This is a genomic window from Methylacidiphilum infernorum V4 (assembly GCF_000019665.1).
GTDB lineage: Bacteria > Verrucomicrobiota > Verrucomicrobiia > Methylacidiphilales > Methylacidiphilaceae > Methylacidiphilum > Methylacidiphilum infernorum.
This window is the reverse complement of sequence record NC_010794.1, coordinates 1853742-1876060: the sequence shown is the minus strand read 5'-3', so window position 1 is coordinate 1876060 and position 22319 is coordinate 1853742. Positions and strand designations below refer to the sequence as shown.

Annotated in this window: 24 protein-coding genes and 1 tRNA gene; 12 read left to right on the top strand and 13 right to left on the bottom strand. The window is 47.8% G+C overall.

The features are described from left to right. Positions 1 to 13: 13 nt before the first annotated feature. Positions 14 to 385: a helix-turn-helix domain-containing protein gene (locus MINF_RS11625; protein WP_079200446.1), complete on the bottom strand. Its 372-nt coding sequence runs from the start codon at positions 383 to 385 to the stop codon at positions 14 to 16. Between the two features lie 4 nt (positions 386 to 389). Continuing rightward, complete coding sequence (locus MINF_RS08915) at positions 390 to 1022, bottom strand: IS607 family transposase (RefSeq protein WP_012464351.1); 633 nt, start codon at positions 1020 to 1022, stop codon at positions 390 to 392. 313 nt (positions 1023 to 1335) lie between these two features. Here MINF_RS08915 and MINF_RS08910 point away from each other — a divergent pair, with 313 nt between their 5' ends. Together MINF_RS08910 and MINF_RS08905 are read left to right on the top strand one after the other, a co-directional pair. Next, the gene (locus MINF_RS08910; RefSeq protein WP_012464349.1) at positions 1336 to 2349 is read left to right on the top strand and encodes a LysR family transcriptional regulator; all 1014 of its coding nucleotides are present in this window, start codon (positions 1336 to 1338) and stop codon (positions 2347 to 2349) included. Positions 2350 to 2365: 16 nt separating this feature from the next. Further along, on the top strand, positions 2366 to 3424 hold the full coding sequence (locus MINF_RS08905; RefSeq protein ID WP_012464348.1) for a PA0069 family radical SAM protein: 1059 nt from the start codon (positions 2366 to 2368) through the stop codon (positions 3422 to 3424). A 107-nt stretch (positions 3425 to 3531) separates the two neighbouring features. Here MINF_RS08905 and MINF_RS08900 read toward each other — a convergent pair whose 3' ends face one another. Both MINF_RS08900 and MINF_RS08895 read right to left on the bottom strand, forming a co-directional pair. Then, a complete protein-coding gene (locus MINF_RS08900) occupies positions 3532 to 4107 on the bottom strand; it encodes a Slp family lipoprotein (protein WP_012464346.1) in 576 nt (191 codons plus the stop codon). Positions 4108 to 4179: 72 nt separating this feature from the next. Next, the gene (locus tag MINF_RS08895; protein ID WP_079200445.1) at positions 4180 to 4746 is read right to left on the bottom strand and encodes a Slp family lipoprotein; all 567 of its coding nucleotides are present in this window, start codon (positions 4744 to 4746) and stop codon (positions 4180 to 4182) included. A gap of 176 nt (positions 4747 to 4922) precedes the next feature. Between MINF_RS08895 and MINF_RS08890 the strand changes: the two genes are divergently transcribed. The 4 genes from MINF_RS08890 to glk all read left to right on the top strand — a co-directional run bounded on the left by MINF_RS08890 (position 4923) and on the right by glk (position 8174). Continuing rightward, entirely contained in the window at positions 4923 to 5312 is a 390-nt protein-coding gene (locus tag MINF_RS08890) for a hypothetical protein (RefSeq protein WP_012464342.1), read from the top strand. 141 nt (positions 5313 to 5453) lie between these two features. Next, positions 5454 to 6113: an energy transducer TonB gene (locus MINF_RS08885; protein ID WP_238523479.1), complete on the top strand. Its 660-nt coding sequence runs from the start codon at positions 5454 to 5456 to the stop codon at positions 6111 to 6113. A 54-nt stretch (positions 6114 to 6167) separates the two neighbouring features. Next, complete coding sequence (locus tag MINF_RS08880; protein ID WP_012464340.1) at positions 6168 to 7181, top strand: class I SAM-dependent methyltransferase; 1014 nt, start codon at positions 6168 to 6170, stop codon at positions 7179 to 7181. 3 nt (positions 7182 to 7184) lie between these two features. After that, positions 7185 to 8174 (top strand): glucokinase, encoded by a 990-nt coding sequence (gene glk / locus MINF_RS08875; protein ID WP_012464339.1) that lies wholly within the window; start codon positions 7185 to 7187, stop codon positions 8172 to 8174. 22 nt (positions 8175 to 8196) lie between these two features. Here glk and MINF_RS08870 read toward each other — a convergent pair. The 6 genes from MINF_RS08870 to MINF_RS08845 form a co-directional block, all read right to left on the bottom strand. After that, positions 8197 to 8282 (bottom strand) — tRNA-Leu (locus MINF_RS08870). Between the two features lie 170 nt (positions 8283 to 8452). Then, positions 8453 to 8878, bottom strand: coding sequence for a c-type cytochrome (locus tag MINF_RS08865; protein WP_148205225.1), 426 nt, complete (start codon positions 8876 to 8878; stop codon positions 8453 to 8455). Between the two features lie 49 nt (positions 8879 to 8927). After that, positions 8928 to 9515, bottom strand: coding sequence for a methylamine dehydrogenase light chain (locus MINF_RS08860; RefSeq protein ID WP_048810312.1), 588 nt, complete (start codon positions 9513 to 9515; stop codon positions 8928 to 8930). A 36-nt stretch (positions 9516 to 9551) separates the two neighbouring features. After that, positions 9552 to 10166, bottom strand: coding sequence for a thioredoxin fold domain-containing protein (locus MINF_RS08855; protein WP_012464335.1), 615 nt, complete (start codon positions 10164 to 10166; stop codon positions 9552 to 9554). Then, positions 10159 to 10704, bottom strand: coding sequence for a MauE/DoxX family redox-associated membrane protein (locus MINF_RS08850; RefSeq protein WP_012464334.1), 546 nt, complete (start codon positions 10702 to 10704; stop codon positions 10159 to 10161). Before MINF_RS08850 ends, MINF_RS08855 begins: the two co-directional genes overlap by 8 nt. 4 nt (positions 10705 to 10708) lie before the next feature. After that, a complete protein-coding gene (locus MINF_RS08845) occupies positions 10709 to 11788 on the bottom strand; it encodes an amine dehydrogenase large subunit (protein WP_012464333.1) in 1080 nt (359 codons plus the stop codon). A 453-nt stretch (positions 11789 to 12241) separates the two neighbouring features. On the opposite strand from MINF_RS08845, the gene MINF_RS08840 reads away from it, so the two are divergent. Continuing rightward, positions 12242 to 12826, top strand: coding sequence for a hypothetical protein (locus MINF_RS08840; RefSeq protein ID WP_048810311.1), 585 nt, complete (start codon positions 12242 to 12244; stop codon positions 12824 to 12826). Positions 12827 to 12876: 50 nt separating this feature from the next. Here MINF_RS08840 and MINF_RS08835 read toward each other — a convergent pair whose 3' ends face one another. Further along, positions 12877 to 13263, bottom strand: coding sequence for an enzyme of heme biosynthesis (locus tag MINF_RS08835; RefSeq protein WP_238523478.1), 387 nt, complete (start codon positions 13261 to 13263; stop codon positions 12877 to 12879). Positions 13264 to 13393: 130 nt separating this feature from the next. On the opposite strand from MINF_RS08835, the gene MINF_RS08830 reads away from it, so the two are divergent. The 3 genes from MINF_RS08830 to MINF_RS08820 all read left to right on the top strand — a co-directional run bounded on the left by MINF_RS08830 (position 13394) and on the right by MINF_RS08820 (position 17524). Beyond that, positions 13394 to 13831: a hypothetical protein gene (locus MINF_RS08830; protein ID WP_012464329.1), complete on the top strand. Its 438-nt coding sequence runs from the start codon at positions 13394 to 13396 to the stop codon at positions 13829 to 13831. Between the two features lie 127 nt (positions 13832 to 13958). Next, positions 13959 to 15962 (top strand): alpha-1,4-glucan--maltose-1-phosphate maltosyltransferase, encoded by a 2004-nt coding sequence (locus tag MINF_RS08825; protein WP_012464328.1) that lies wholly within the window; start codon positions 13959 to 13961, stop codon positions 15960 to 15962. A 32-nt stretch (positions 15963 to 15994) separates the two neighbouring features. After that, positions 15995 to 17524 carry a phosphotransferase gene (locus MINF_RS08820; RefSeq protein WP_012464327.1) on the top strand — a complete coding sequence of 510 codons (1530 nt, stop codon included), beginning with the start codon at positions 15995 to 15997 and terminating at the stop codon, positions 17522 to 17524. Positions 17525 to 17538: 14 nt separating this feature from the next. Here MINF_RS08820 and MINF_RS08815 read toward each other — a convergent pair whose 3' ends face one another. Both MINF_RS08815 and MINF_RS08810 read right to left on the bottom strand, forming a co-directional pair. Further along, a complete protein-coding gene (locus tag MINF_RS08815; protein WP_012464326.1) occupies positions 17539 to 18531 on the bottom strand; it encodes an NADP-dependent oxidoreductase in 993 nt (330 codons plus the stop codon). A gap of 58 nt (positions 18532 to 18589) precedes the next feature. Beyond that, the gene (locus MINF_RS08810) at positions 18590 to 19933 is read right to left on the bottom strand and encodes an outer membrane beta-barrel protein (protein WP_148205224.1); all 1344 of its coding nucleotides are present in this window, start codon (positions 19931 to 19933) and stop codon (positions 18590 to 18592) included. 299 nt (positions 19934 to 20232) lie between these two features. Between MINF_RS08810 and MINF_RS08800 the strand changes: the two genes are divergently transcribed. Both MINF_RS08800 and MINF_RS08795 read left to right on the top strand, forming a co-directional pair. Then, positions 20233 to 21591, top strand: a complete 1359-nt coding sequence (locus MINF_RS08800) for a glycosyltransferase (protein ID WP_012464323.1) — start codon at positions 20233 to 20235, stop codon at positions 21589 to 21591. After that, complete coding sequence (locus tag MINF_RS08795; protein ID WP_012464322.1) at positions 21560 to 22297, top strand: hypothetical protein; 738 nt, start codon at positions 21560 to 21562, stop codon at positions 22295 to 22297. The genes MINF_RS08800 and MINF_RS08795 overlap by 32 nt, the downstream gene beginning before the upstream one ends. The last annotated feature ends 22 nt before the right edge of the window (positions 22298 to 22319 follow it).

The following is a 22319-nucleotide window of genomic DNA, read 5'->3' as shown; positions in this document are numbered from 1 at the left end:
ACTTGTCGTTGGCTCAGGCGAAGCTGTCGCGGCAGCGGCCTTTCTTCTTGAATTGCGGTTCAGACACCGGTTTGCCCGCTTTGCGGTCGGCAAAGTAGCGCTTCCAGGCTTTTTCCAGGTACGCAAAGGGCTGCGCGTGGGCGTCCCGATGGATGGTCTTGAACCACGGCTGCCCGTCCTCGTCGAGCCACTGCGGGTCGCGGTACTTGATGGCGTTGAACTGCTTTTTGAGCGCCATCGCGTTGGGTTTACACCCGGCGGCATACTGGCGCTTCCACTCGTCCAGCGCCCAGTTCCAGACGCGCCGCGCGGTGCCGCAGGCGCGGGCAAAGTAGTCTGCCTGCTCGGGCGTCGGACGAAGGGCGATTTTGTGGGTCAGTTGCACGGCTTCACACCTGTGTCGCGTTGGTCGCGTCCAGCTTCAGCGCTTCGTTGAGCTTTTTTCGGTAGTTGCGCAAACCGTAGAGCCTGGACGAGAAGCAATTCACGATGGTCATCAGGTCCTGCACCATTTCCTGTTCGGGCGACAGCCGCTCCAGGTTGAGCACGAGAAGTTCGCACCCATTCCTACTGGCGAAATGCTCGAACCACTCGAAGCCAAACCGGGTGAGCCGGTCGCGGTGGGCAAGGATCAGGGTTTTGACCTCTCGCCGTCCAATGGCGTCCATGAGTTCCAAAAAGCGCTTGCGCTTGAAGTTCAGTCCGCCACCGACCTCTTCGATGAACTCGACGTTCGCCAGTCCCTTTGCCACCACGAACTCTTCCAGCACCTTGCGCTGATTAACAAGATCGGGCTTCTGTGCGGCGCTGGAGACGCGGCAGTACGCGATGAGCCGCGTCGGCTCGGACACCGCATGGCGCAGGCCGAGAAAATCACGAAGCTGTGATTCGGTGTAAAGCCTTCGGTTGCTGTCGGTCCGCGCCGCAGGAATTAGTCGGCCTTCACGCTCCCATCGCTGCATGGTCTTGACCGAGACCCCCAGCAGCTTGGCCGCCCGGCCCGTGCTCATAGTGCTTTCCATGCCCTACATAATACACCATTACGCACTATTTGCAATACTAGAGTTTAGCTCCTTTTTTTCCGGCAAGCTATTAAAATAGCTTGATAGCAAGTCCCTTGGCCGTTTTGGTCATGGCTTTTATTGGGTGTTGGAAGCATCGGAATTTCTTCTGGAAAGCAGCCGATGCATTGCGGTGATAATCGATTATTTGAAAGGATAGCTTATGTTTTAAAAATTATAAGTCTATCCTTATGTTCAGAAAATGAAGTTTTTTTTAAAATCTATTGATAATTTTTATTGACTTTTACTCCTAAACAAAAAAAATTATAAAATCATGGAAAATGATAATGATTATTTTTTTCAGAAACTGCAGGGAGCCGATACCGTCGAACTCAATCCCAACCACCTGTTAACCTTGCTGAAAGTGATTAGAGAAAAAAGCGTGACCCGGGCTGCCGAGCTCATGAACCTGGGTCAACCTGCCATTTCGGCCAGGCTCAGGCAATTGAACCTCGCCGTGGGAGAGCCTCTATACCGGAGAAAGGGACATGAAGTCGTCCTTACTCCAGCGGGTGAAGGGCTCATGGTCTATGCCGTTGCCCTCGAGGAAAACATGAAAAAAGCCGAAGGCTATATCCGGCGGCTAAAAGGTTTGTCAGCGGGGACTCTACGCATTGGAGCGACGGTAACCGCTTCCAATTATTATATTCCCCTCTCCCTGGTAGAATTCCAGAAAAAGTTCCCCGGCATTCGTATTTCCGTAGAAACGGCTCCTACCCATGAATTGTTCCGCCGCATGACGGAATTGGACCTGGGTTTCGTGGAAGACCCGATAGAGGAAGATATTCCCGAGACTTTCCAAGTCAAGAAATGGTGGAAGGATAAAATTGTTTTGATTTATTGGAAAGATCATCCCATGTCTGAAAAATGGCAAAATGGGGTAATGCTTGAAGAACTCGTTGATTATCCCATTATTTGGAGGGAACCCGAATCAGGCGTAAGAAAAACGGTTGAAAAGGCGATAGAAAAAAAAGGATTGCGTTTCAAGCTCTGTTTCGAGGTCAGTGGGGCCGACGCGGTCAAAGAAGCGGTAAGAGCAAAGATGGGTATCGGTTTTGTCGCCAGGCGGGTTCTCGAGCATGGGAACAGCGATCTTCTCTATTGTGAAATCGATCCTCCCCGTGGTATCGAATGGTGGATAAATATCATTGAGCCGATTGATAAAATGAAAAGCAGGGCTACCCAGGCACTGGTCGATTTGTGCATGCAGATGAGCCATAAACTCATGGATAAGAAAGTCAAAAGCGAACATTTGAAAGAAAACGACATGCTGGGTAATATCGCTTAAGGCCAAGAAGGGTGTCGTGCAGCAATCAGTTCAAAAGGTCGAAAGGGGATGGAAGGGTAGAGGAGCACTCTCCAATCCTTCTAACAGGTTTGAATCCTTAAAGCTAGAATGGGAAGAGGAGTATCAAACAGGCCATGGGGTGAGGAAAACGCTTTTTTACGAGGATCCCACCTCCGAAATCTTGTCCTATAACAAGAGCCCTGATCTCGGTTTTGAGCTGAGTCTTAATCCCTATAGGGGATGCGAGCATGGGTGCATTTACTGCTATGCCCGTCCAACCCATGAGTACTTGGGCTTTTCTGCTGGAGTCGATTTTGAAAGCCGGATTCTTGTCAAAACCAAGGCTCCTTTTCTATTGGAAAAAGTTTTCCGCTCGCCGCGGTGGAAAAGCAAGCTGATCTTGGTTAGCGGGGTAACCGACTGTTATCAACCTTGCGAATCCCATTTTAAACTCACCCGGCAGTGCTTGGAAATTTTTTTAAAATATCGCCAACCCCTTGCGCTGATTACGAAAAACCGTCTTGTATGCAGGGACATGGATCTATTAAAGGAGCTTGCCCGGCATAATTTAGTGAACGTTTCTCTTTCCGTGACGACCCTGGATCCTGCCTTGGCCTCGGTTCTTGAACCACGGGCAAGCAAGCCGCAGTTGAGGCTTGAAGCCATCAGGGCCCTTTCCTCGGAAGGTATTCCGGTGGGAGTGATGATCGCCCCGGTCATTCCCGGGTTGAACGATTGTGAAATGCCTTCTATCTTGAAGGCTGCTTCCGAAGCGGGAGCTTCATTTGCAGGGTATTCCTTGTTGCGGTTGCCGTGGTCGGTAGCGGATCTTTTTGTTGAGTGGCTTTCGGCCCATTTTCCAGGAAAAAAAGAAAAAATCCTAAACCGCATCAAGGATTATAGGGAAGGCAAGCTTAGCGACAGCCGCTTTGGGACGAGGATGACCGGCAGCGGGAAAGCGGCCGCAGAATTTAACCAGTGGTTTGGATGCTTTCTCCGTAAGTATGGATATGGGGAAAAGAAAAAACCGGGTATAAACTCTCCCCTCAATCAACAACTGGAGCTCTTTGAGTAAGCCTGCCCGGGTTCATCGGTCCCTTTTTTTTTAAGCCGATTTTTCCCTTCTTACCCACCGGGAGCAAGCTTCCCCGGCTAAGTTGGAGAGCTTTTTTCTTCTTATCCTTACCACCAGCCCCAGCCCCAACCCCAACCTGGACCCCAGCCCCACCCCCAGCCTGGGCCCCAACCCCAGCCCCAACCTGGGCCCCAGAAATAACCGGGGTAGTAGTACCCGGGGTAATAATAGGACTCTGACCAAAGATGGATCTGGGTTGCCCCGATGACCGGGTAGGCGTAGGATCTTTTCCCGATCACTCCGGGCTGAACACCCAGGACTTTGCCGACAACCGTCACCGCCCTATCTTTACTGTAAATAGAGGGATCGAGAAATTTTTTTGAGGCGATCAGGAACCGGCCTCCGCTTCTATCCGTATCCAGGGGCCTGTCCGTTGAACTATCCAAGGGCTTTTGAATTACCTCGATCAGCGTGGTATTTTTTAAATTTTTCGTTTGGGCTATGGTTCCCCCGAACATCACGGTCCTTCCCTTGTAGGCTTGGGGATTTCGTATGAGCTGGGAAAAGGAAGGTTGGCCCCGGGTTTCTTTTTTTACCGTGCTTGAAAAAGGACTACAGGAAATCAATCCAAAAAGAAGAACCGGAAGGAAGAGAATCCTAAACCCAAGGCTAGGGGAATTCATAGGATGGAGATCAGAATTCTTTTAACTGGTTTCCTGTTCTTCCCATGTTTTAAATGGGCATGCAAGAAAAAACTACCAGAAAAATCCCGGTCCATATCCTCCCCACCCCCAGGATGGACCCATAAACGGACCCATGCCCATGCCTAGAGCCTGGTAGTCGTATTCCGATGCGGAATAGGATGGCCAGAGGTGGATTTGGGAAGCGGCAATCAAGGGATAGACATAAGTTCTTTGACCTATGACTCCAGGCTGGCCACCGATGATCCTGCCTGCAACCGTTATCCTTTTGCCGACGCTGTAAAGCTGGGGATCGATAAAACGGCTTGTTAGGACAAGGAATCGACCCGAGGATTTTGAACTGTCCAAGGGATAATCGGTATTGTCCAACGGGTTTTGAATAATTTCTATGTAACTTTTGTTTTTCAGGTTTTTGACTTGGGCAATGGTGCCCCCGAGTATCACCATTTTATTCTTGTAGCGGTTAGGATTCTTTTTAATCTCCGTAAAAGAAGGGCTTCCTTGGGCTTCTTTCATAATGCGACCCGATATAGGGCTGCAGGAACTCAAGAAAACAAGCACTAAAAGGATTGCCAAGAAGCAGGCCGGGGAAGGAAAAAGTAAAGAAACAAATTTAGCCATTGAGGATATATTCCTGGGTTAAAATTATTCCTGGGTTAGAATTCAATTCCCCGAATCGAGGGGAGCTGCTTATAATTCAAATGCCAAAACAACAAAAAGTTTTTTTCCTTTAGAAATTTTTCTGCAAGGATACGAGTTGTTCTTTGACTCCATAACCCTTAAAATAAAAAGAAGAAATGAAAAAAGTGGGATGGTGCCTGGTTGCCGTAGCGATGATCTTTATTGGAGGGGGACATCTGCTTATCCTTCAATCCATCGCTTGGAGCCGGATGATCAGTCATTATTCCCAGAGTATTCCTTGGTATAAAGCGGTCGAAAAAACTTTATCGGGCAAAGAAAGTTGCCGGATTTGTGAAAAGATTCCCCGCTCCTTCAGGGATTCCCCCCTGAAAAGCCAAGTTCAGCCTACGGATAAAGAACTGATGTTTGTCTGCCTTGCTCCCGGCCTTTCTAGACATGAGCTTATCTTGGATTCTTACGTAAGCTACAGCCCGATTTCTTTTAGCTGCTCCCCGGGAGAACCTCCTCCTACTCCTCCTCCGAAGTTCAAAGTTCTATCGTGCTGATCGAGAAGGGTATTAGCCCATTGGATGTCCTCTGGTTGGATTGATGAAGGGCTTACCGCTTTTTCTTTTTGCTTCTGTTTTAGACAACTTGACGACCCGGAAGATTCATAATTATAGACCCTTGGGGAAAAGCCGATGCGTATGGAAATAAAGGATATCATTGGATTGGTTGCTTCGCTGGTATTTCATTTCGTCCTCTTGTTCGGGGTGGGTTCCCTCTTTTACAAGAAGGCCGAGTACGCCATGGGTGGCGCTATAGGCTATTCGCAGATCGAGCTCGTGGAGGGAAGCAGCGGCAAGGTTGACGAACCCCAGGCTCAATCCCCCGTCGTTCCTCAACCCCAAAAAGAAGAGATTCCCAAGAAGGAGGATTTTTCTCTTCTAGAAAAGAAAAAGGAAGAACCAAAGCCCGCTCTTGCCATTACGAAGCCTTCTGCGAATTACGGACAGGGAAGGACGGGAAAAGGCAAAAATACAAGGACCCTTGTTCGAGGAACCGCTAGCGGGGGTGGAGGCACAACGACCGCCGCTTCCCCCGACTACCTTCACAACCCTATTCCTCCTTATCCCGAAGAATGCCGCTGTCGGGGTCAAGAAGGATTGGTCGTTTTAAAAGTGTGTGTATCTCCGGAAGGCAGGCCGGTGAGCGTGCAACTGTCAAAAAGCTCGGGATTCACGGCCATGGATAGATCAGCGCTTGAGACGGTTCAAAGGTGGAAATTTAATCCCGCCAAAATGGCCGGTATACCCGTCACCTCCTACGTGATCGTTCCTATACGGTTCAAGCTTTTAAATGATTAACCACGACAGAAAAAAACTTTTTCATCGCTTGGGATTTGCACTACCTTTTGGATTATGCAACCAGACCGATTTCTCTTACAGGGCAATGACCTCATTCCCACCCTTCAAGCGCTTAACGTGGCTTACCTTGGAATAAGCATGGGAGTTTTCAAGACCTTGCATGCAGAGGGTGCTCTCTCTTTTGAGGAACTCCAGCAAAAAACGGCCGTTGATGCCGAGTATCTACGAAGGTTTTGTCTTGCCGCCTATGCTTTTGGTTTTATGGATGAAAAGAACTCCTTGTATGTTCTATCCCCCCTTGGGACCCTCTTCGCGGATGAAAAAGACAGGCACAAAACCTTACCCTTGGCCTTGCAATCGGTTTTTTATCCCTTAATCACCAGCCAAGTTGCGAAATTGTCTAAAACAGGAGGCCATGTTCATGCCTTCCCTCCTTTTGAAGATACGGCCGTTTTCCCGTTTATGTGGACGATGATGGAAGATAAATTTTCTATCCTTTTCCAAAAGGAAATTATTCCCAGGCTTGCTTTCGTCGAGGAAATCGGTCCTGGAGGGGGAATTGTCGTTGACGTCGGCTGCGGAAACGGCTGGTTGTTGCGAGCCCTTTTAACCCACTTTCAAACATTACGTGGACTCGGTATCGATTCCAGCCAGGAAGGTATTGCCGAGGCGCAAAAACGTGCGGGCGGCCTCAAAGACAGAGTTCAATTCGTTGCTGCGGACTTTTTTGAATATCCCTTGCCCCAACAGGTTTCTTTATTTACCTTTAGTCGGTCGTTGCATCATCTTTGGTCATCAAGATCAAGGCTGGTAGAGAAACTCAAGTCCGCCTTGAACCCTCATTCAAAGGTCCTGGTTTGGGAGCCGGTTTGGCCGGAAAAGCTCGAGCAATTAAGGGAAGAAAATAGGCAGGTCCTTGCCTTTCAAAACCTGCATGAATTTGTAGAAGGAAACCAGTTGCTCGGAGAAAACCAGATCGAAACTTTCTTGGAAGAATGCGGATTGAATGTTCAGAAATTCGTGCTGGATAATGGAACCGACTTCGTCTTTGTCGGGTCTAAGGATTAAAAAATGATTCTTGTTGGAGATGTGGGGGGAACCCATACTCGTTTCGCCCTTTTTGAATCTATAACATCAAGGCGGTTGCTCTACCCGATCGAATATTTCAAGAGCAAAGATATAGCCGATTTTACAACCTTTGTCCGCCTTTTCTTGGAAAAGAGGAAGCTTAAAGTCCAGGCGGCTTGTTTCGGCCTTCCCGGTCTCATTGTCGATTGCAAAGCAAAACTGACGAATTTAAACTGGGTCGTCGATGAAGAAGTTTTACGGGATACTTGCGGAACGGAATACTGTTATCTTATCAATGACCTCCAGGCTGCAGCCTATGGGTTAGCTGTCCTGGACGAAAAAGAGCTCATGGTCATCCAGGAAGGGAAAACCCAGCCGAGGGGCTGTCAAGCCCTTATTTCCCCCGGAACCGGCCTGGGTGAAGCGGGATTAAGATGGGAAAACGGCCGCTACGTTCCTTTCCCTTCTGAAGGGGCCCACGTCGATTTTGCTCCAAGGAATGAACAGGAAATCGAACTTTTTAGGTATTTACACAACCTTTACGGGCATGTGAGTTATGAAAGGGTGCTTTCTGGACCCGGCCTTTTGAATATCTACAGGTTTTTGAAGGAAACTCAAACCGCCGTGGACCACAACGGGCTGGAAACCGAACTGGAAAATAGCGAAGATCCTCCACGGCTCATTTCTTTGCACGGCCTCCAAAAAGATTCCATGCTGTGTGTAAAAGCACTCGATCTTTTTGTTTCTTTGCTTGGGGCTGAAGCGGGAAATTTAGCCCTGAAATTTTTGGCGTCGGCCGGGGTATATATCGGGGGGGGAATTGCTCCGCATATTGTAGAAAAGCTCAAAGAACCTTTTTTTATAGAGTCTTTTTGCGACAAAGGAAGACTTTCCTTTTTCTTGAAAGAAGTTCCCCTGAAAGTTGTATTAACCCCTTGTCTAGGACTTTACGGTGCGCTGCATTATATCGAAGAACAAATGGCCGCGGGTTGAGTTGCAGCTAATAAACTTGATGTGCCCCCGGCGGGACTCGAACCCGCACGAGCTTTTTAAGCTCACAGGATTTTAAGTCCTGTGCGTCTGCCATTCCGCCACGAGGGCTCTTTAAAAGTACCCCTCTTAAAGAAATGATTTATTTTGGCCTTATCGACAACCGAATACAACGAAAATCTGTTTTAAAGACGCCTTCTTTTTCTTGCAAGCAGGATTGGCCGATCCTTTCTTTGAGAACCACTCCGAGGGCTGATGGGGAAAGCGAGGGAATTTAATCATCATGGGGAGGAATCGAGCCGGAATTTTTTCCAGGATCGGCTTAAGGCCTCTTTTTGAGGCAGGGTCTTGAGCAGGCTCAACCTTTCTTTTTCTATTTCCCATAGAGGTTCTGTTCTCTGCCGGGCTATCTCCTCTTTCGTAAATTTTTTAAAGGGGAATTTCTGCGGGCTGAAAGAGTCGACCATCCAATTGAGAAGATCGGCAAGTTCCTCGTCGCTCATGGGGGATAGGGCCACCCCGGGAAGCTTGATGATATACTTTCTTGCCTTCTCGGTACTGGCAAAGTAGCCGATCGTTTCGTTGATCCGAGGAGAGACCCCGGCAACGCCCTCTCCTTTTAAACCATGACAACCCGAGCAGTGAAGCCAGTATAGCTCCTCTTCCTTGGACAAGCTCCATGAAAAACGGGGGTCAATCGCAACCATAAGAAGAATGAACCGGCATAGGAAACGCATCAAATCCCCCTTTTTTTCTTCAGTCCTTTTCCTTGTGCTGCGATACCGGTTCTCTTTCTTCCCGGGGATTGTCTTGAGCAGGGGCAAGAACGGCGGCTCCCGTACAGTGATAGATCATGTTAGGAGCTCCAAAACACCAGATTGTATCATTGTTGCGGAGCAGTTGATAGACGGGCATTTCCTTTGCGTCGGTCTGGCGGCAGTAACAGCGACCGCAGTATCCTTTGCCACAGCAATCCCGATAGGAAACAAGGTAATGTTTGCCATCCTCGGGATTCCTGCAACTTCCAACCCAATGAGTGGGAGAGGGGAAGGTGCCGGGAGGACAGGCTGTGGCCCCCCCTCCACAGCAGCTGCAGAGAAAACCGTCTAGGCTGCAGTATCTCCAATAGGAACAGGAAGTGGCAGGATCGTTGCTTGCAGGCGGTTCTTTTCCTTTTTTTTCTTCCGCATCATCCTTTAGAAGGCTGGGACGTTCAACCGGGACCGCCATGATGTTCTTAGCCGCCCCTATAAAAAGGGCAAAAGAAGCGAAGAAACTTCTCCTTGGCAGGCGTAAGGCAAGATGGCGGCAAAAAAACTCAACGAGACGGTCAATTGCTTTCATATCAGCCGGCTGTCTGCTCTGTCCGTTGAAGGGCCTTTAGCCTTCTCGACTCAAGGTTGAATCAGGCCACCTTCCCCGTTCATTCTTCGGGCTTCGCCCATGCTCGATTAATCCTTCAAGCTGTTCGATGCTATTGACAAGCCCCTTGGCCATAACCTTGCCTTCGGCATTAATATAAACGGCATAGGGAAGCGAGGCTACTCCAAAGAAAACGCCAAGCTCCCGGGAAACGACATAAGGGAAAGGAGATACATATTTTAAATTCCTTATTTTCTCATGCTCGGACCTGTCTTCTCCGTCACTGGCAAAGATAAGCTCGATGTCGTTCAATGAACGGCTTAAAGTGGAGATGCCGGGCAGAAGCTTTTTGCATAAGGGACAGCGCGGAGAGATAAACAAGACAAGGCTGTCTTTTTTGAGGGGATGCTCCCCACCTATTCGAACGGGAGACCTGCCCTCGTCAATGTCTTTTAACTCAAAAGGCTTGGTTTTTTCCCCTACTTTTATTCCTCCCTGAAAGGGGAGGACTCCAAGAGGGCTGATCCTTTCGTGAAGGATACCGATTTGCCGTGCCAGGGCAAAAAGGCCGAGGGCAAGAAAACCGATCATGATCCAGGCCAGGGCAAGCAGCAAGACAAGCAGTTCATTCATAAAGGTTCTTTTTTTTCAACAAGGGAAGAGAGTTGTTGCTGAGAATCCGATTCCAGGCGGCAAAGGTAAGGCAAAAAACGAAAGTTATCCATGGAGAAAAGAGTTGATCCCAAAAGGTCAAGGGCCGGTGAGACTGGGGACAGAGCGAGAGAGCCGACATCCCAAGCAAGACCAAGTTTCTCAAAAGAAGAATCCAGGATAGTTCCAGTTTTAACCCCGGACCAAAACAGCCGCAATCGGCCGGTTCTTCACCCTGGAGAAGCTTGATGAATATTACAAGGGAAAAAACTCCAAGGAGGCCAAGCGCCAGGATAAGACCGTAGGTTTGCCCCCCAGGAAAGAATAAGCATAGGGAGGCTGCCCATTCGCTCAAGGGAATCAGAAAGGAGAGAATCAAAACGAGCTTCCCAGGGAAAAGACGGTAGCCTGCGAGGGATAAAATAAAGTAACGATGATGGATCCATTTTTGCAGCCCGGAATAAAAAAAAAGGGCGGCAAGAAAATAAACGATTGTATCATGGATCAGAGGATCGACCATAGGCTTAAGAGCAGTAACTTAAAAGAAGAAGAGCCCCTTCTCCAAGTTCTTCCATGGATCCGATCTTTGTGCCCTTTTGAAGATCATAGATATCAAGATAACCTTTTCGACTCAGGCAACAAAGATAAGTTTTTTGTTGGGCTGCGACCTGTATCGAATCGACCGGTCTTTCCAAGGAAATCGTTCTTTTGCATTTTTGATTCGTCATGTCCACTTCCCAAACCGCCTCGGCGCTATCTTTATGCCCCTCTTTGCCTGCCTTATGCATGAGAATATAGAGGTTTTTTTCCAGGGGATCGCAACTGAGAAGTTGCCAACCGCACGGTCTCCATCCGCTTCCTTGGGAGATATCTTCTTTTTTCCCCCATTGGACCGCCGGGCCTTCGAGCTGTAGGAAATTGAGCAGGCCTTCATAGGAGATAAAGACGTATTGGTTGGTCTTTCTGAGATAAAGGCCATGTTCGAACAACGGATCGTTCATCGAGAATCCGGCTGGAAACCTGCGACGCTGCTCAAGATGCCCTTCATCGTCAATGGAGAAGACCAAGAGACTCCCATCACGGCCGATCATGATGAACCTTCTCTTTTCGTAGGGATAGAGTAAAACGTAGCCGGGAGTAGGAATCTCTCTTAAGAACTTTCTTTGATGCAGATCAACTACCGTTATGGAACTGGCCGGAGTAATGTTGCAGACAAGAAGGAAACGGCCCTCTCCGCTCAAAGCCTGGGTGTTCTTCTTGATAACGCAAAGAAAACGTTTCGGAGGAATGATGATTTCTCCGACAACCGATAGATTTTTCCCGTCGTAGAGGGTAATCACATCTGTCCTTTTCCCTCGCGTGCCTCGGCTATAAAAACTCTCTACGGCATAGACGAATTGACCGCCTGGTGAAAGAACGATATTCCCAAGGTAACCCAAGTCGATCATGCCTAGAACCTGCTGGCTTTGAACATCGATAAAGAAAGCCTTGTGGTTGGCCACGGTAAATAGCTGGTAGGGAGTAAGCGGGGGAAGAGAAAGAGTCTTGAAGTTTTCTATAACGATTCCTTTCTCTTTTGTTTTAGAAATTAAGAATAAGCTCACCCGCGGGCAAAAGTCAAACCCATGGACTATACGGACCGCTGATTAAATCTTCCCTGGTGTGGTGAGGAAAGCCCGCTGCCGAGGCATCCCCTGGCAAAGGGATTAATGACCAGAGCAGGCTTCGCTATTGTTTAGGCAAAAACGAGTAAGCCTGACGCAGCGGTTTTTCAACATCTTTTTCATGCCATATTGATTTCGAAAAGTCTAAATCCCGCTTGAGGAGGCACTTGCCTTGTCCTTCCCTCTCTTAAGGAAGCTTGTGCCGTCTTGGAAACCGGTCTTGGGCTACAGGGTATAGATTTAGCCGGGCTCTAACAAAGGAGGCATGATTTAGCCCGGGGTTTGCATGCCTTTTATACCAGCCTTTTTCAGAAGTCATTGGTTGCAGATAAGCATTGAGAATGGAAAAAAAGATTGCCAACGGAACAAATTTTTGGCAATTAATCCAATTTCATGGGTTCAAAATGGATCGTTGTGCCTTTTTTCCTTTTTTTCTTCTTTTGCCTTTCGTTCAAAGGGGAACGACTCTGGGCAAAGGCTTCGAAGGAAGCGATCAAAAAAGGCTCTTCTTTTTCCGCCCCCCAGGCTATCCTCATCAATAAAAAGGAGTTTGAGGCTGCCCTACCCAAGAAAAAAAAGTGTTCAAGGGGACTCTGCGCCCGAGTTGTCAGGACATGTATTGAAAAGCTTATCGGCAGACCCTTGGAAAGAAGAGACTACGCCAAGGAGTATGGAGAAGTCCTGGTGAAAACAGGCTTTTATAGGGAGGTGCCTGCCCACTTGCAACCCAGGGATTTCGATGTCCACATCCTTTATCCCAGGAAAAGAAGCCATTACGGGCATATGGAGATTTTTTACAAGGGCAGGTGGTATTCCGATTTTTATCAACCCGCTTCCTTGTGGCAACTTTGGCCCAAGGAATACCATAGGATCAGGCTCTATCGGCTGGCCTATGAGCGCCTTGCTCCCAGTCCAAGTCCAACCCGAGGGAAAAGCCCCAAGGTTGGGCAACGCTTTGCCCAATCCTCCGTTTATTAATCGCTTCTCAATGAAAGATCTCTTTGCTTGTTGGAGCTCTTTTTAAAAAATCAGGGATTTTTGTTGTCCTTCTTGTTTTCCAAGAGGGGAGGGTTTTGAAAAAAGTTTTTCAAGTTGTTCAAGAGCGTTTCCGCCTCGGCTTTCGTAAAGTCGGTGTTGAGCTTCGATCTTTGTTTCTTTAGCTCGTTTAGTCTCTGTTGGTCGGATCTTTTCGTTTCCCCGCTTTCCCTGGATACTTGGGCTTCAAGCCTATGTATGGAAGCATCAAGCTCGGCAAGGGCGGCTTGAGCTTCCTGCTTATTTTCTTTTGTCGGGTTTTGCTTGTATTCTTCTATTTTATCCTTGGCAAAATGCGCTCTTTGTTCTCCGCTGCATCCCCCTACAAGGACCGGCAGCAAGAAAAAGAGGGCTAAAGGGATCAAGCTTTGAAAGTGCACAAGCTTAGAATAAAAGATTCTTTGCCTGTGGATCAAGCAATAAAGAGCCTTGGAGGGGAATGACAAAAAAAAATTCAAAACATCTTTAATTTATAATTTTTTTTAATATTATCGATGTAAGGAACATTTTATGAAGTCTTTTCTTTTTGATTCCTATGGCTTGGGGTATTGGTTATTGGGTTTAGGTTTTGTTTTATTGGCCGGGCTCTGGTGGTACTTCAATCATCGCCTTTCTTCCTTGAAAAGACGTATCGATATTTTGAACCGTGTTTGGAATGAGAATTTTACAGCCGGTCAACATCCCCAGGAAGAATTCCAATATCTTGTAAAAATGGTGCTCGATCGAATCGATCAGCTTGATCACCATCTTAACGAAAGGTTCGATAGGATTGAACAGAAACTGGAACAGATCGACATGAAACTTTCAAGTTATCAAGTCTTGCCTGGCGAAGAAGGGGAAGATTTTTTTGAAGAAGACCTGCCCGCTGAAAACAAAGAGTTCATGGACGATAGGCAGAAGCCCCGTTTTCGAGGCGAAGATGGGATTTTCCCCTTTGGGCTTTCTTGAAGGCTCTTTTTGAATGCCGGGCTGGGTGCCGATAACACCAAAAGAGAAGTTTTTTTCCTTCTTGGATTTTAACTTCGACAAGCTTGAAAACAGCCCAGGGTTTTAAAGGGCTCTCCTTTCAGCTCTAATGAAAATGCCTTCCTTTGGATACGAAGTCGAAAAATCTTTTCTGCCTGTTGACGGCAGAAAAAGGATAGTCATAGAGCGGATTTTCCCCTCGGTGGATTGCTCTGATTTCCCTCTAAAGCGGGTTATCGGTCAAACCATGGTTGTCCGTGCTTACGTCTTTGCTGATGGGCATGAAAGGATTTCGGTTCATCTCGCCTACAGGCATATAGCCGACAGCCAATGGACTGAAATCTCCATGGAGGAGCTCGGCAACGATGAATGGGAAGCCTCTTTTCCTTTGGAGAAGCTGGGGATATACGAGGTTAAGATCATCGGTTGGATCGATCATTTTCAAAATTGGTTGGAAAAGCTGCATAAGTTGGCTGAAAATGACAAGGATATCGCTGTAGAATTATCCATCGGGATAGGGCTGCTCGAAAAAAATTGGGCGTTTAGCCGCAGTCAGGAGTTAAAAGACTGGATTGACCGTCTCAAGGATGAACGACTTTCCCTCCATCAAAGGTTGCAGCTGATTAAAAATCCTTACTTGGAGGAACTCGTTCAAAAGAACCCGGATAGGAGTTTATCAGTTGAATCCGAATCTCCATTGTTTATCTTCGTGGAACGGTCTAAAGCCCAATTTAGCAGTTGGTATGAATTTTTCCCGAGGTCCTGGAGTTCGGTTCCCGGCAAGCATGGGACATTCAAGGAATGCGAAAGACTTCTTCCCGACATCGCCGCGATGGGTTTTGACGTGGTGTATCTGCCTCCCATCCATCCTATCGGTAAAAAGGCCAGGAAAGGCAAAAACAATGCCTTGATCGCTTCACCGGAAGATGTGGGTAGCCCTTGGGCTATTGGTTCGGCAGAGGGAGGACATAAATCCATTCATCCCAGTCTAGGCAGCCTGGAAGATTTCCGGCACTTCGTCAAAAAGGCTGCCGACTACGGTATAGAAGTAGCCCTAGACATCGCTTTTCAATGTTCTCCCGATCATCCTTACCTTCTTGAGCATCCTGCCTGGTTTAAATGGAGACCCGATGGGACCGTCCAATATGCTGAAAATCCCCCCAAGAAGTACGAAGATATTGTCCCTTTTGATTTTGAGACTGAAGATTGGCAAGCCTTATGGGAAGAACTTAAGAGCATATTCGTTTTTTGGATAAACCAGGGAGTCAAGATTTTCAGGGTAGACAATCCTCATACCAAGCCTTTAGCGTTCTGGCGCTGGGTCATATGGGAAATCAAGAGGGATTACCCCGATACTCTCTTTCTTTCTGAAGCCTTTACGCGGCCTAAGTTGCTCTATGGTTTAGCCAAGCGGGGGTTTTCTCAAAGCTATACCTATTTTACCTGGAGATCTGAAGCCTCCGAGATCAAGGCTTACATGGAAGAGTTGACCTCTCCCCCGGTAGTGGAGTTTTTTAGGCCCAATTTTTGGCCTAACACCCCGGACATCCTTGCCGGCTATCTGCAGTATGCTCCCCCCTCTGTTTTTAAAATGCGTCATGTGCTTGCGGCCACCCTCAGCTCCAATTATGGAATTTATGGCCCTGCCTTTGAACTCTGCGTCAACATTCCCCTTGAACCCGGGAAGGAAGAATACAAGGATTCTGAAAAATACGAGATTAAAACTTGGGACTGGAATGCTCCCGGCAACATAAAAGAATTCATTGCCAAGGTCAACCATATTCGGAAGCTCCATCCCGCCTTGCAGAGAACGGAAAACATCCGCTTTATTCAGGGGGATAACCCAAGGCTGCTTGCCTATGTCAAGGAACTGCCGGGACATGGAGATCCCCTCCTGATCGTGGTGAACATGAGTAGAAATACCGAGATGGGTTGGATTCATTTCCAACCTGAATCGGTTGGACTAGATCCTTCCAAGCCTTACCAGCTGACCGATCTTCTTGCGGATGTGACCTACACTTGGCATGGAGAATGGAACTTTGTGAAGCTCGATCCTGAAGCCTGTCCCGCTCACCTCTTCCAATTATCACAGGATGGTTCGTTTTCTCCCTGACAAGGAAAGCGGAAGGCTTTAAAATTAATCCCATGCGGTCTTTTTTTTGGCTTACTCCGCCTGAGCGAGAAGCCTTCACGGAGGCTCTTCGAGTTTACCTGCCCCGTTGCCGGTGGTTTGCTTCCAAGTCTAAATCCATAACCAAAGTGGACGTCGAGGAGGAATTCTGCCTTGATCACCCCTCGGCAGCCTTCAGCATTCTTTTGGTTAGAGTCTATTATGACGATGGCCTTCTTGAACTCTATTCGTTGCCCTTGGAGAAAACAAGCTCGACCGAGGTCGGCAACGAAGAGAGGCTGTTTTTTGATGAGCGCTCTTCCTTAAGTTATAGGGAAGCTACGGCTAGGGCTGAACTGGGCCAACTGCTTTTCGAGTTGATCGTGAAAGGACGAGAAGTCCAGGGTGGAAAAGGGAAAATGCAGGGTTATGGTTCCCCTTTTCTGCTTTCTTTAGATCGAAACACTTTGAGCCGTCTCCAGGGGCAATTTTTAGCCGCCGACCAATCCAACAGCGCCTACATCTTGGGCCAGGAATTCTTTTTAAAGCTCTACCGCAAGCTTGAACCCGGAGAAAACCCCGAGACAGAAATTCTTTCTTTCCTTACGGAACGATCTTCCTTTTCCCATGTGCCTGCCTACAGGGGCAAAATCGAAGCCCGGATTGAAGGCCTATCCTACACTCTTGGTCTTCTTAGCAGCTATGTTCCTAGCCTGGAGAATGGTTGGAAAAAGGCTCAAGAAGCTTTATCTCGATTCATCCGGGCAGCCCGGTTGCAGCCAAACGATGAGACCGGCGGTTCGGGGTTCTCAGCAATGGCCGGTGGGGCTTATTTTGGCCCAGATGCTGCTTTGATTGGAGAAAGAACGGCCGGACTTCACTTGGCCTTGAGTAGAGCCCAAGGAATCCCCTCTTTCGAACCCCAACCTCTAGAGAAAGAAGATCTTTACTTTCTCTACGAAGAATCGATTGGCATCATGAAGGAAAAGTGGACAAATGCTCCTTCCAATCCCTGGTTCAATGCCTGGCTGTCGCGGCAAAATCTTTCCTTCGGTTCATTGACGGAGCGGGTAAGAAAAAGATTGGAGGAAAAAATCAGCGCGCTGGAAGCGGGATGTGTCCATAAAATCAGGATCCATGGAGATTATCACCTGGGTCAACTGTTGTGGACCGGATCAGATTACCTGGTTATCGATTTCGAGGGGGAACCTAACCGGGCTATGGCAAGAAGGAAAATCAAGTGGCCCGGGTTGCGTGACGTGGCGGGAATGCTCAGGTCTTTTCATTACGTGGCTTACTCTTTTGCGGAAGGCAAAGAAAGAGAAGGCTTTTTTTTGAAGAAGCTTGCCGAGCTGTGGTACTCAAAAGTCTCTAAAAATTTTCTTGATGCTTACAGGCGAATGACTCGGGGAAGTATTCTATTGCCGACCGAAGAAAAGAATTTCCGGCTGCTGCTGGATTTTTTCCTGCTCGAAAAGGCGGTATATGAAGTGGGCTACGAGCTGGGAAGCAGGCCTTCTTGGGTAGGAATTCCCCTCAGCGCGTTGCTCGAACTGATCCGTTAAAGTTGCGCTCTTGCTTATACTTCAACAACCGTTTTGCCTATGGGGGCTTCGGTAAAAATGGAATGGAGGGCTTTGGGAGCGTTTTCAAGTCCATGGAAGATATTCTCTTTATGCTTGAGTTTTTTTTCTTTTACCCATCTCTCCAGCTTGCTTAGGGCTTCCGGCCATTGGCTCATCAGGTCGGCGACGATAAATCCCTTGAGGGTTGCCCGGGCCGAATGGAGTCTTTCAAAATTTTTAAGAGCATAGGGAGTCTTGACGTTGTATTGAGAGATCATCCCGCAAATGACCACCCGGCTGTTTTTTCTAAGGAATAAGAGGGCGTTGTCGAGCGTTTCTCCTCCCACGTTGTCGTAATAAAGATCGATTCCTTCAGGGGCGTCTTCCTTGAGTCCTTCGATAAGACTCCTCTGGGAAATATTAATTGCCCGATCGAAGTGCAGTTCCTCAACCAGGTAGCGGCATTTTTCCTCGGTTTCGGCTATGCCGATAACCCTGCAACTATGCATCTTGGCTAACTGTCCAGCGGTCATTCCTACCGTTCCAGAAGCCGCGGAAATGAGGACGGTCTGTCCAGCCTGCGGTTTCCCGTAACGGAATATCCCGAAATAAGCGGTTATCCCGGGCATCCCTAACACCCCTAGAAAAGCGGGTAGGGGAGCAAGGGAAGGATCGATCCTTCTTAAATCTCTAGCCTCGGAAAGGCCGTATTCTTGCCATCCCAAGTAACCGACGACGAATTGACTTGGCTTAAAGGCGTCACTTTTAGATTCCAGGACTTCACCTACCGACCAACTTTCCATCCGGCTCCCCACTTGTACTCCCCGGCTAAAGGTAGCCGGCTCTTCAGTCAAAAGCCTTAAATAGGGATCGATCGAAACGTAACGATTTTTGACCAGCACTTCCCCGTCTTTTGGAGCAGGAACATCGGTAAAAACAGCCGCAAAGTGAGACTCGTCGATCATCCCCTCGGGTTTTTTAACAAGAATAATCTGTTTGTTTTTCATAAAGAAAACTAATCCAAGGAAGGGTAAGAACCAACAAACAAATAGAAGTTAACCTATTTTACCAAAAGGCATAGGCGGCTTCGATGGCGGCGAAAAAAGCGGGCCCGGAGGATACGGGAACCGAGGGGAGTCCCAATGGGGCAAGAATGGCGCCCACAACATCTTTACCCCAATCCATTCTTCCCTCGGCTCTGAGCATCATGTTTTCCCAAAGGTCGATGCGGAACGTGAGGGTCGAACTCCATATGTCGGTGCGTCCCACATGTTGATAGAGAATTTCGTTGTTTGATCCTTCAATCCAATCCTGCCTAAAAGCGATGCTCAAGAGAGCTGTAAGCTGGTATTTCATCCAGAAACTCGCCCCATACCAATTGGCCGATGCCCTTGAACTTAAAGGATCTGTAGGTAGGGCAACCCCGCCGTTGTAGAAGCCCCCTGTAAGCTCTAAGGCAACAAGGAGCCTGTCCTTGCTGACTTGAGGAATCCAAGATCCATAGATATCCCCAAGAACAAAGGGGGCGGAACGGTTATACGGGCTTTCCCTGAATACACCCTCACCGGCAAAACCTGGATATAAGCCGAAGCCCGGGGGATCGGCCCCGTCAGGGCCAAAAAGAACCGAAGTAGTAACAAGGGCATTTTTCCTTGGTGTTTCGTAGCGCAAGGAACCGAGAAAAAGGGAAGAAAAAGGCTCGTTGTTCACTTCGCCAAAAAAAGGAAATCCTCCCCTGGCCGTGTTAAACCCTCCATCGGTAATGCCCAATGTCAGTTCCAGCGAGTTGGAAAAAGGATAAACCGCTTCGGCACCCACGAGAATCTCGGGAATGAGATTTGAAAAAATAAGCCCGTAGGAAAAGTTCACATTGGCCGGTCTTTCCATGACTTCAAAAGCAAAAGGAGACATAAATTTGCCCATTTTAAGGTCCAGCCCGTTGCCTACAGGCACCCTAAACTGGGCATAGGCCTGCGCCAAAAGAAATGAAGAGATGTTTAAGGCTAAACCATTGCTGTTGGGGGTAGAGAGCCCTACAATGTTGTCCGGCATGCCCATGGAAGCCGCATCTTCTCCGACCATGAGATCGGCCCTGAATCCTGATTGCCAATCGTTAATTTCCGAAAGGGGTTTTTCAATCACCAGGTAAACTTGGTTGAGATTCCATCCTCCACCGGCAATGCCATCGCTGTCCATTCGCGTTGGAATTTGTGCGGTTTGGGCTGCCGTTTTGCCCGAATGAGCCGAAATGAAGTTGTAGGTATAGCTGCTGTCTATATATCCGGAAAGAGCGATAGCCGGAGGCCTACTCTCCACGGCAATTCCTCCTTCTTCAAGCGCCTTTTGAAGTTCGGCTATGCTTTCTTGTTGGAGATCTACAGCCCTCGTCGTCTTGACGGCAACCCCCATGAAACAGACCCAAAGGATGATTTTCTTAGAAAGTGAAAAACAGAAATAGAAAAACCTGTTTCCTAAGGGGCCGTTAGGAAAACTCAAAAATGCTCTAAGCAACACTTTTCTCTTACCAGTCAAGGGGAAGAAAAACAACCGTAAATTTTTAACCCGGAAAGCAGGAAGATGACCAAAATAATAGGGATTGAAAAAGGAAAGAAAAAAAGATTCTTCCTTTGGGAGGAGATAGAAAGGGATCTTTTGGACGGGGACGGCCCAGCTTTATAAATCAAAATGATCAAAACATAGGCTATCTTATGGAAAATATTTTTTCTCAAGCTATTATTATAGGGAATTTCTTCCTGGATGCGACCGCCCTTTCCCTTAAAATAAAAAGAGGGAAAAAATCCTTGGGGAAAGGGGAAAGAGAGAGGAAGCCAAAGACGAAGATGAAAATATGCGATATAACCCAGTTTTATTCTCCTTGTAGCGGTGGGGTAAAACGGTACCTCTCTGAGAAACAGGATTACGTGCGCAGGCTCGCTAAAGATGAGCATTTTTTAATCGTTCCCGGGGAAAAAAACCAACATCTGTCCGATAAGTCGGTGCACACGATAACCATCAAATCCCCTAGGCTAGATAAAACTTCCCGGTATAGAGTCATGTTGAATTTAAAAACCTTGTCTTTGCTCATCGATGAGATTAATCCGGACATTATTGAAGTCGGAGATCCTTACCAGTTGGCTTGGTTTATCTTAAGGAAAGCCAGGAGACTGAAAATCCCCGTTGTCGGCTTTTATCATAGCCATTTTCCCGAGGCTTACTTGAGGACTTTTTCCCGTTACGGGGGTAAGCTTGCGGAAACGGCGTTTAGAAACATGGCCAAGGGCTATATTATCAGCCTTTTCTCAAAGTTCCGGTTAACGGTTGTTCCCTCTTACAAGCTTTGCGGATTGCTCAAAAACTGGGGATTGGATAATGCCGTCCCTCTCCCCTTGGGGGTGGATACAGAAAATTTCAGTCCGGGACCGAAAGACGAAAGCTGGAGAAAGTTTTTAGCCATTCCCCCCGATGCTTTTTTACTTCTTTACGTGGGAAGACTTTCAAAGGAAAAAAATCTTGTTTTGCTCCTGGAGACTTTTCGATGCCTCCTGGAAGAAGAGCCTGGGAACAATTACTGGCTTCTCATCATTGGGGATGGCCCCCTCAGGAGCCTTGTATTGGATTTGAAGAAAAAACTCGGCCGAATCGCCTGGATTCCCTACCTTGATTCCAAGGAGGATCTTGCCCGCAGCTACCGGAGCGCCGACCTGTTCGTTCATCCTGGAATCGTGGAGACCTTTGGCCTGGTAACGATTGAAAGCCAATCTTGTGGATGTCCTGTCATCGGAGTACATGGGACAAACATGGACGAGCAGATAGAGGGAGGATTGGAATACTGGCCGAGGAAAAATTGCCCCCGAGCTTTTGCAGAGGCAATAAGGAATTTTCGGCAAACCGATCTTAGAGAATTGGGCCTAGAGTTATCCAGGAAAGTGAGAGCCAAGTATGGATGGGGCCAGGTTTTCGAAAGATTGTGGGGATATTACCTAAAGGCGATGGGTAAAGAAGGCCGGGATGAATGCAAGGAGGCTGTTTTAGAATATGCACAAAAACGCGGTGTCGATGGACCTTAATGAGAACCGGAAAGTCATCCTCGAGGGAAAAAAGGACCAAGAGCCGGTTATTCGAAAGTATTGCCCCAAGGACAGGGAAGCGATCCGAAGGATATGCGCGGATACCGGCTTTCTCGGTAAGCCGATCGATCCCGTTTTTGAGGATAGGGAACTTTTTGCCGATTTTCTTACCCGCTACTACACGGACATGGAGCCGGAATCGGCTTTTGTTTGCGAATTGGGCGGAGAGGTCGGCGGTTATCTCATCGGTTGTTGCAAGCCTAGAATGAAGCTTTGTTTTGATCTTTTGAACGGCCCCTTGTTGCTGATGAAACTCTTCTACCGCTATTTCTTTAAACCTTATAAGCCGGCGTCCAAAAAATACATCCGCTGGCTGATTTTTTCGGGCCTGAAACAAACTCCTCCGGCTCCAAAAAATTGCCCGCATTTTCACATTAACCTCTTACCCAAGGTGAAAAGCCCCACGACAACCAGGAGACTCATTGACAGCTTTCTTTCTTACCTGATTTCAAGAGGATATAGCCAAGTTTATGGACAAATCGTCGTTTTTGGAGAAAGGAGAAAACCGGCTTTATTTAGCCGATTTGGATTCGAGGTGTTGAACAGCGTAGAAATCACCAAGTACAAAGAACATTACCCATCAAAGGTTTTTCTTTTTACCGTGGTCAAGGATTTAAAAAAAACCCCCTTGCTTTATTCCAAGTAAAATAAGGTTGTTTTGGGGAAAA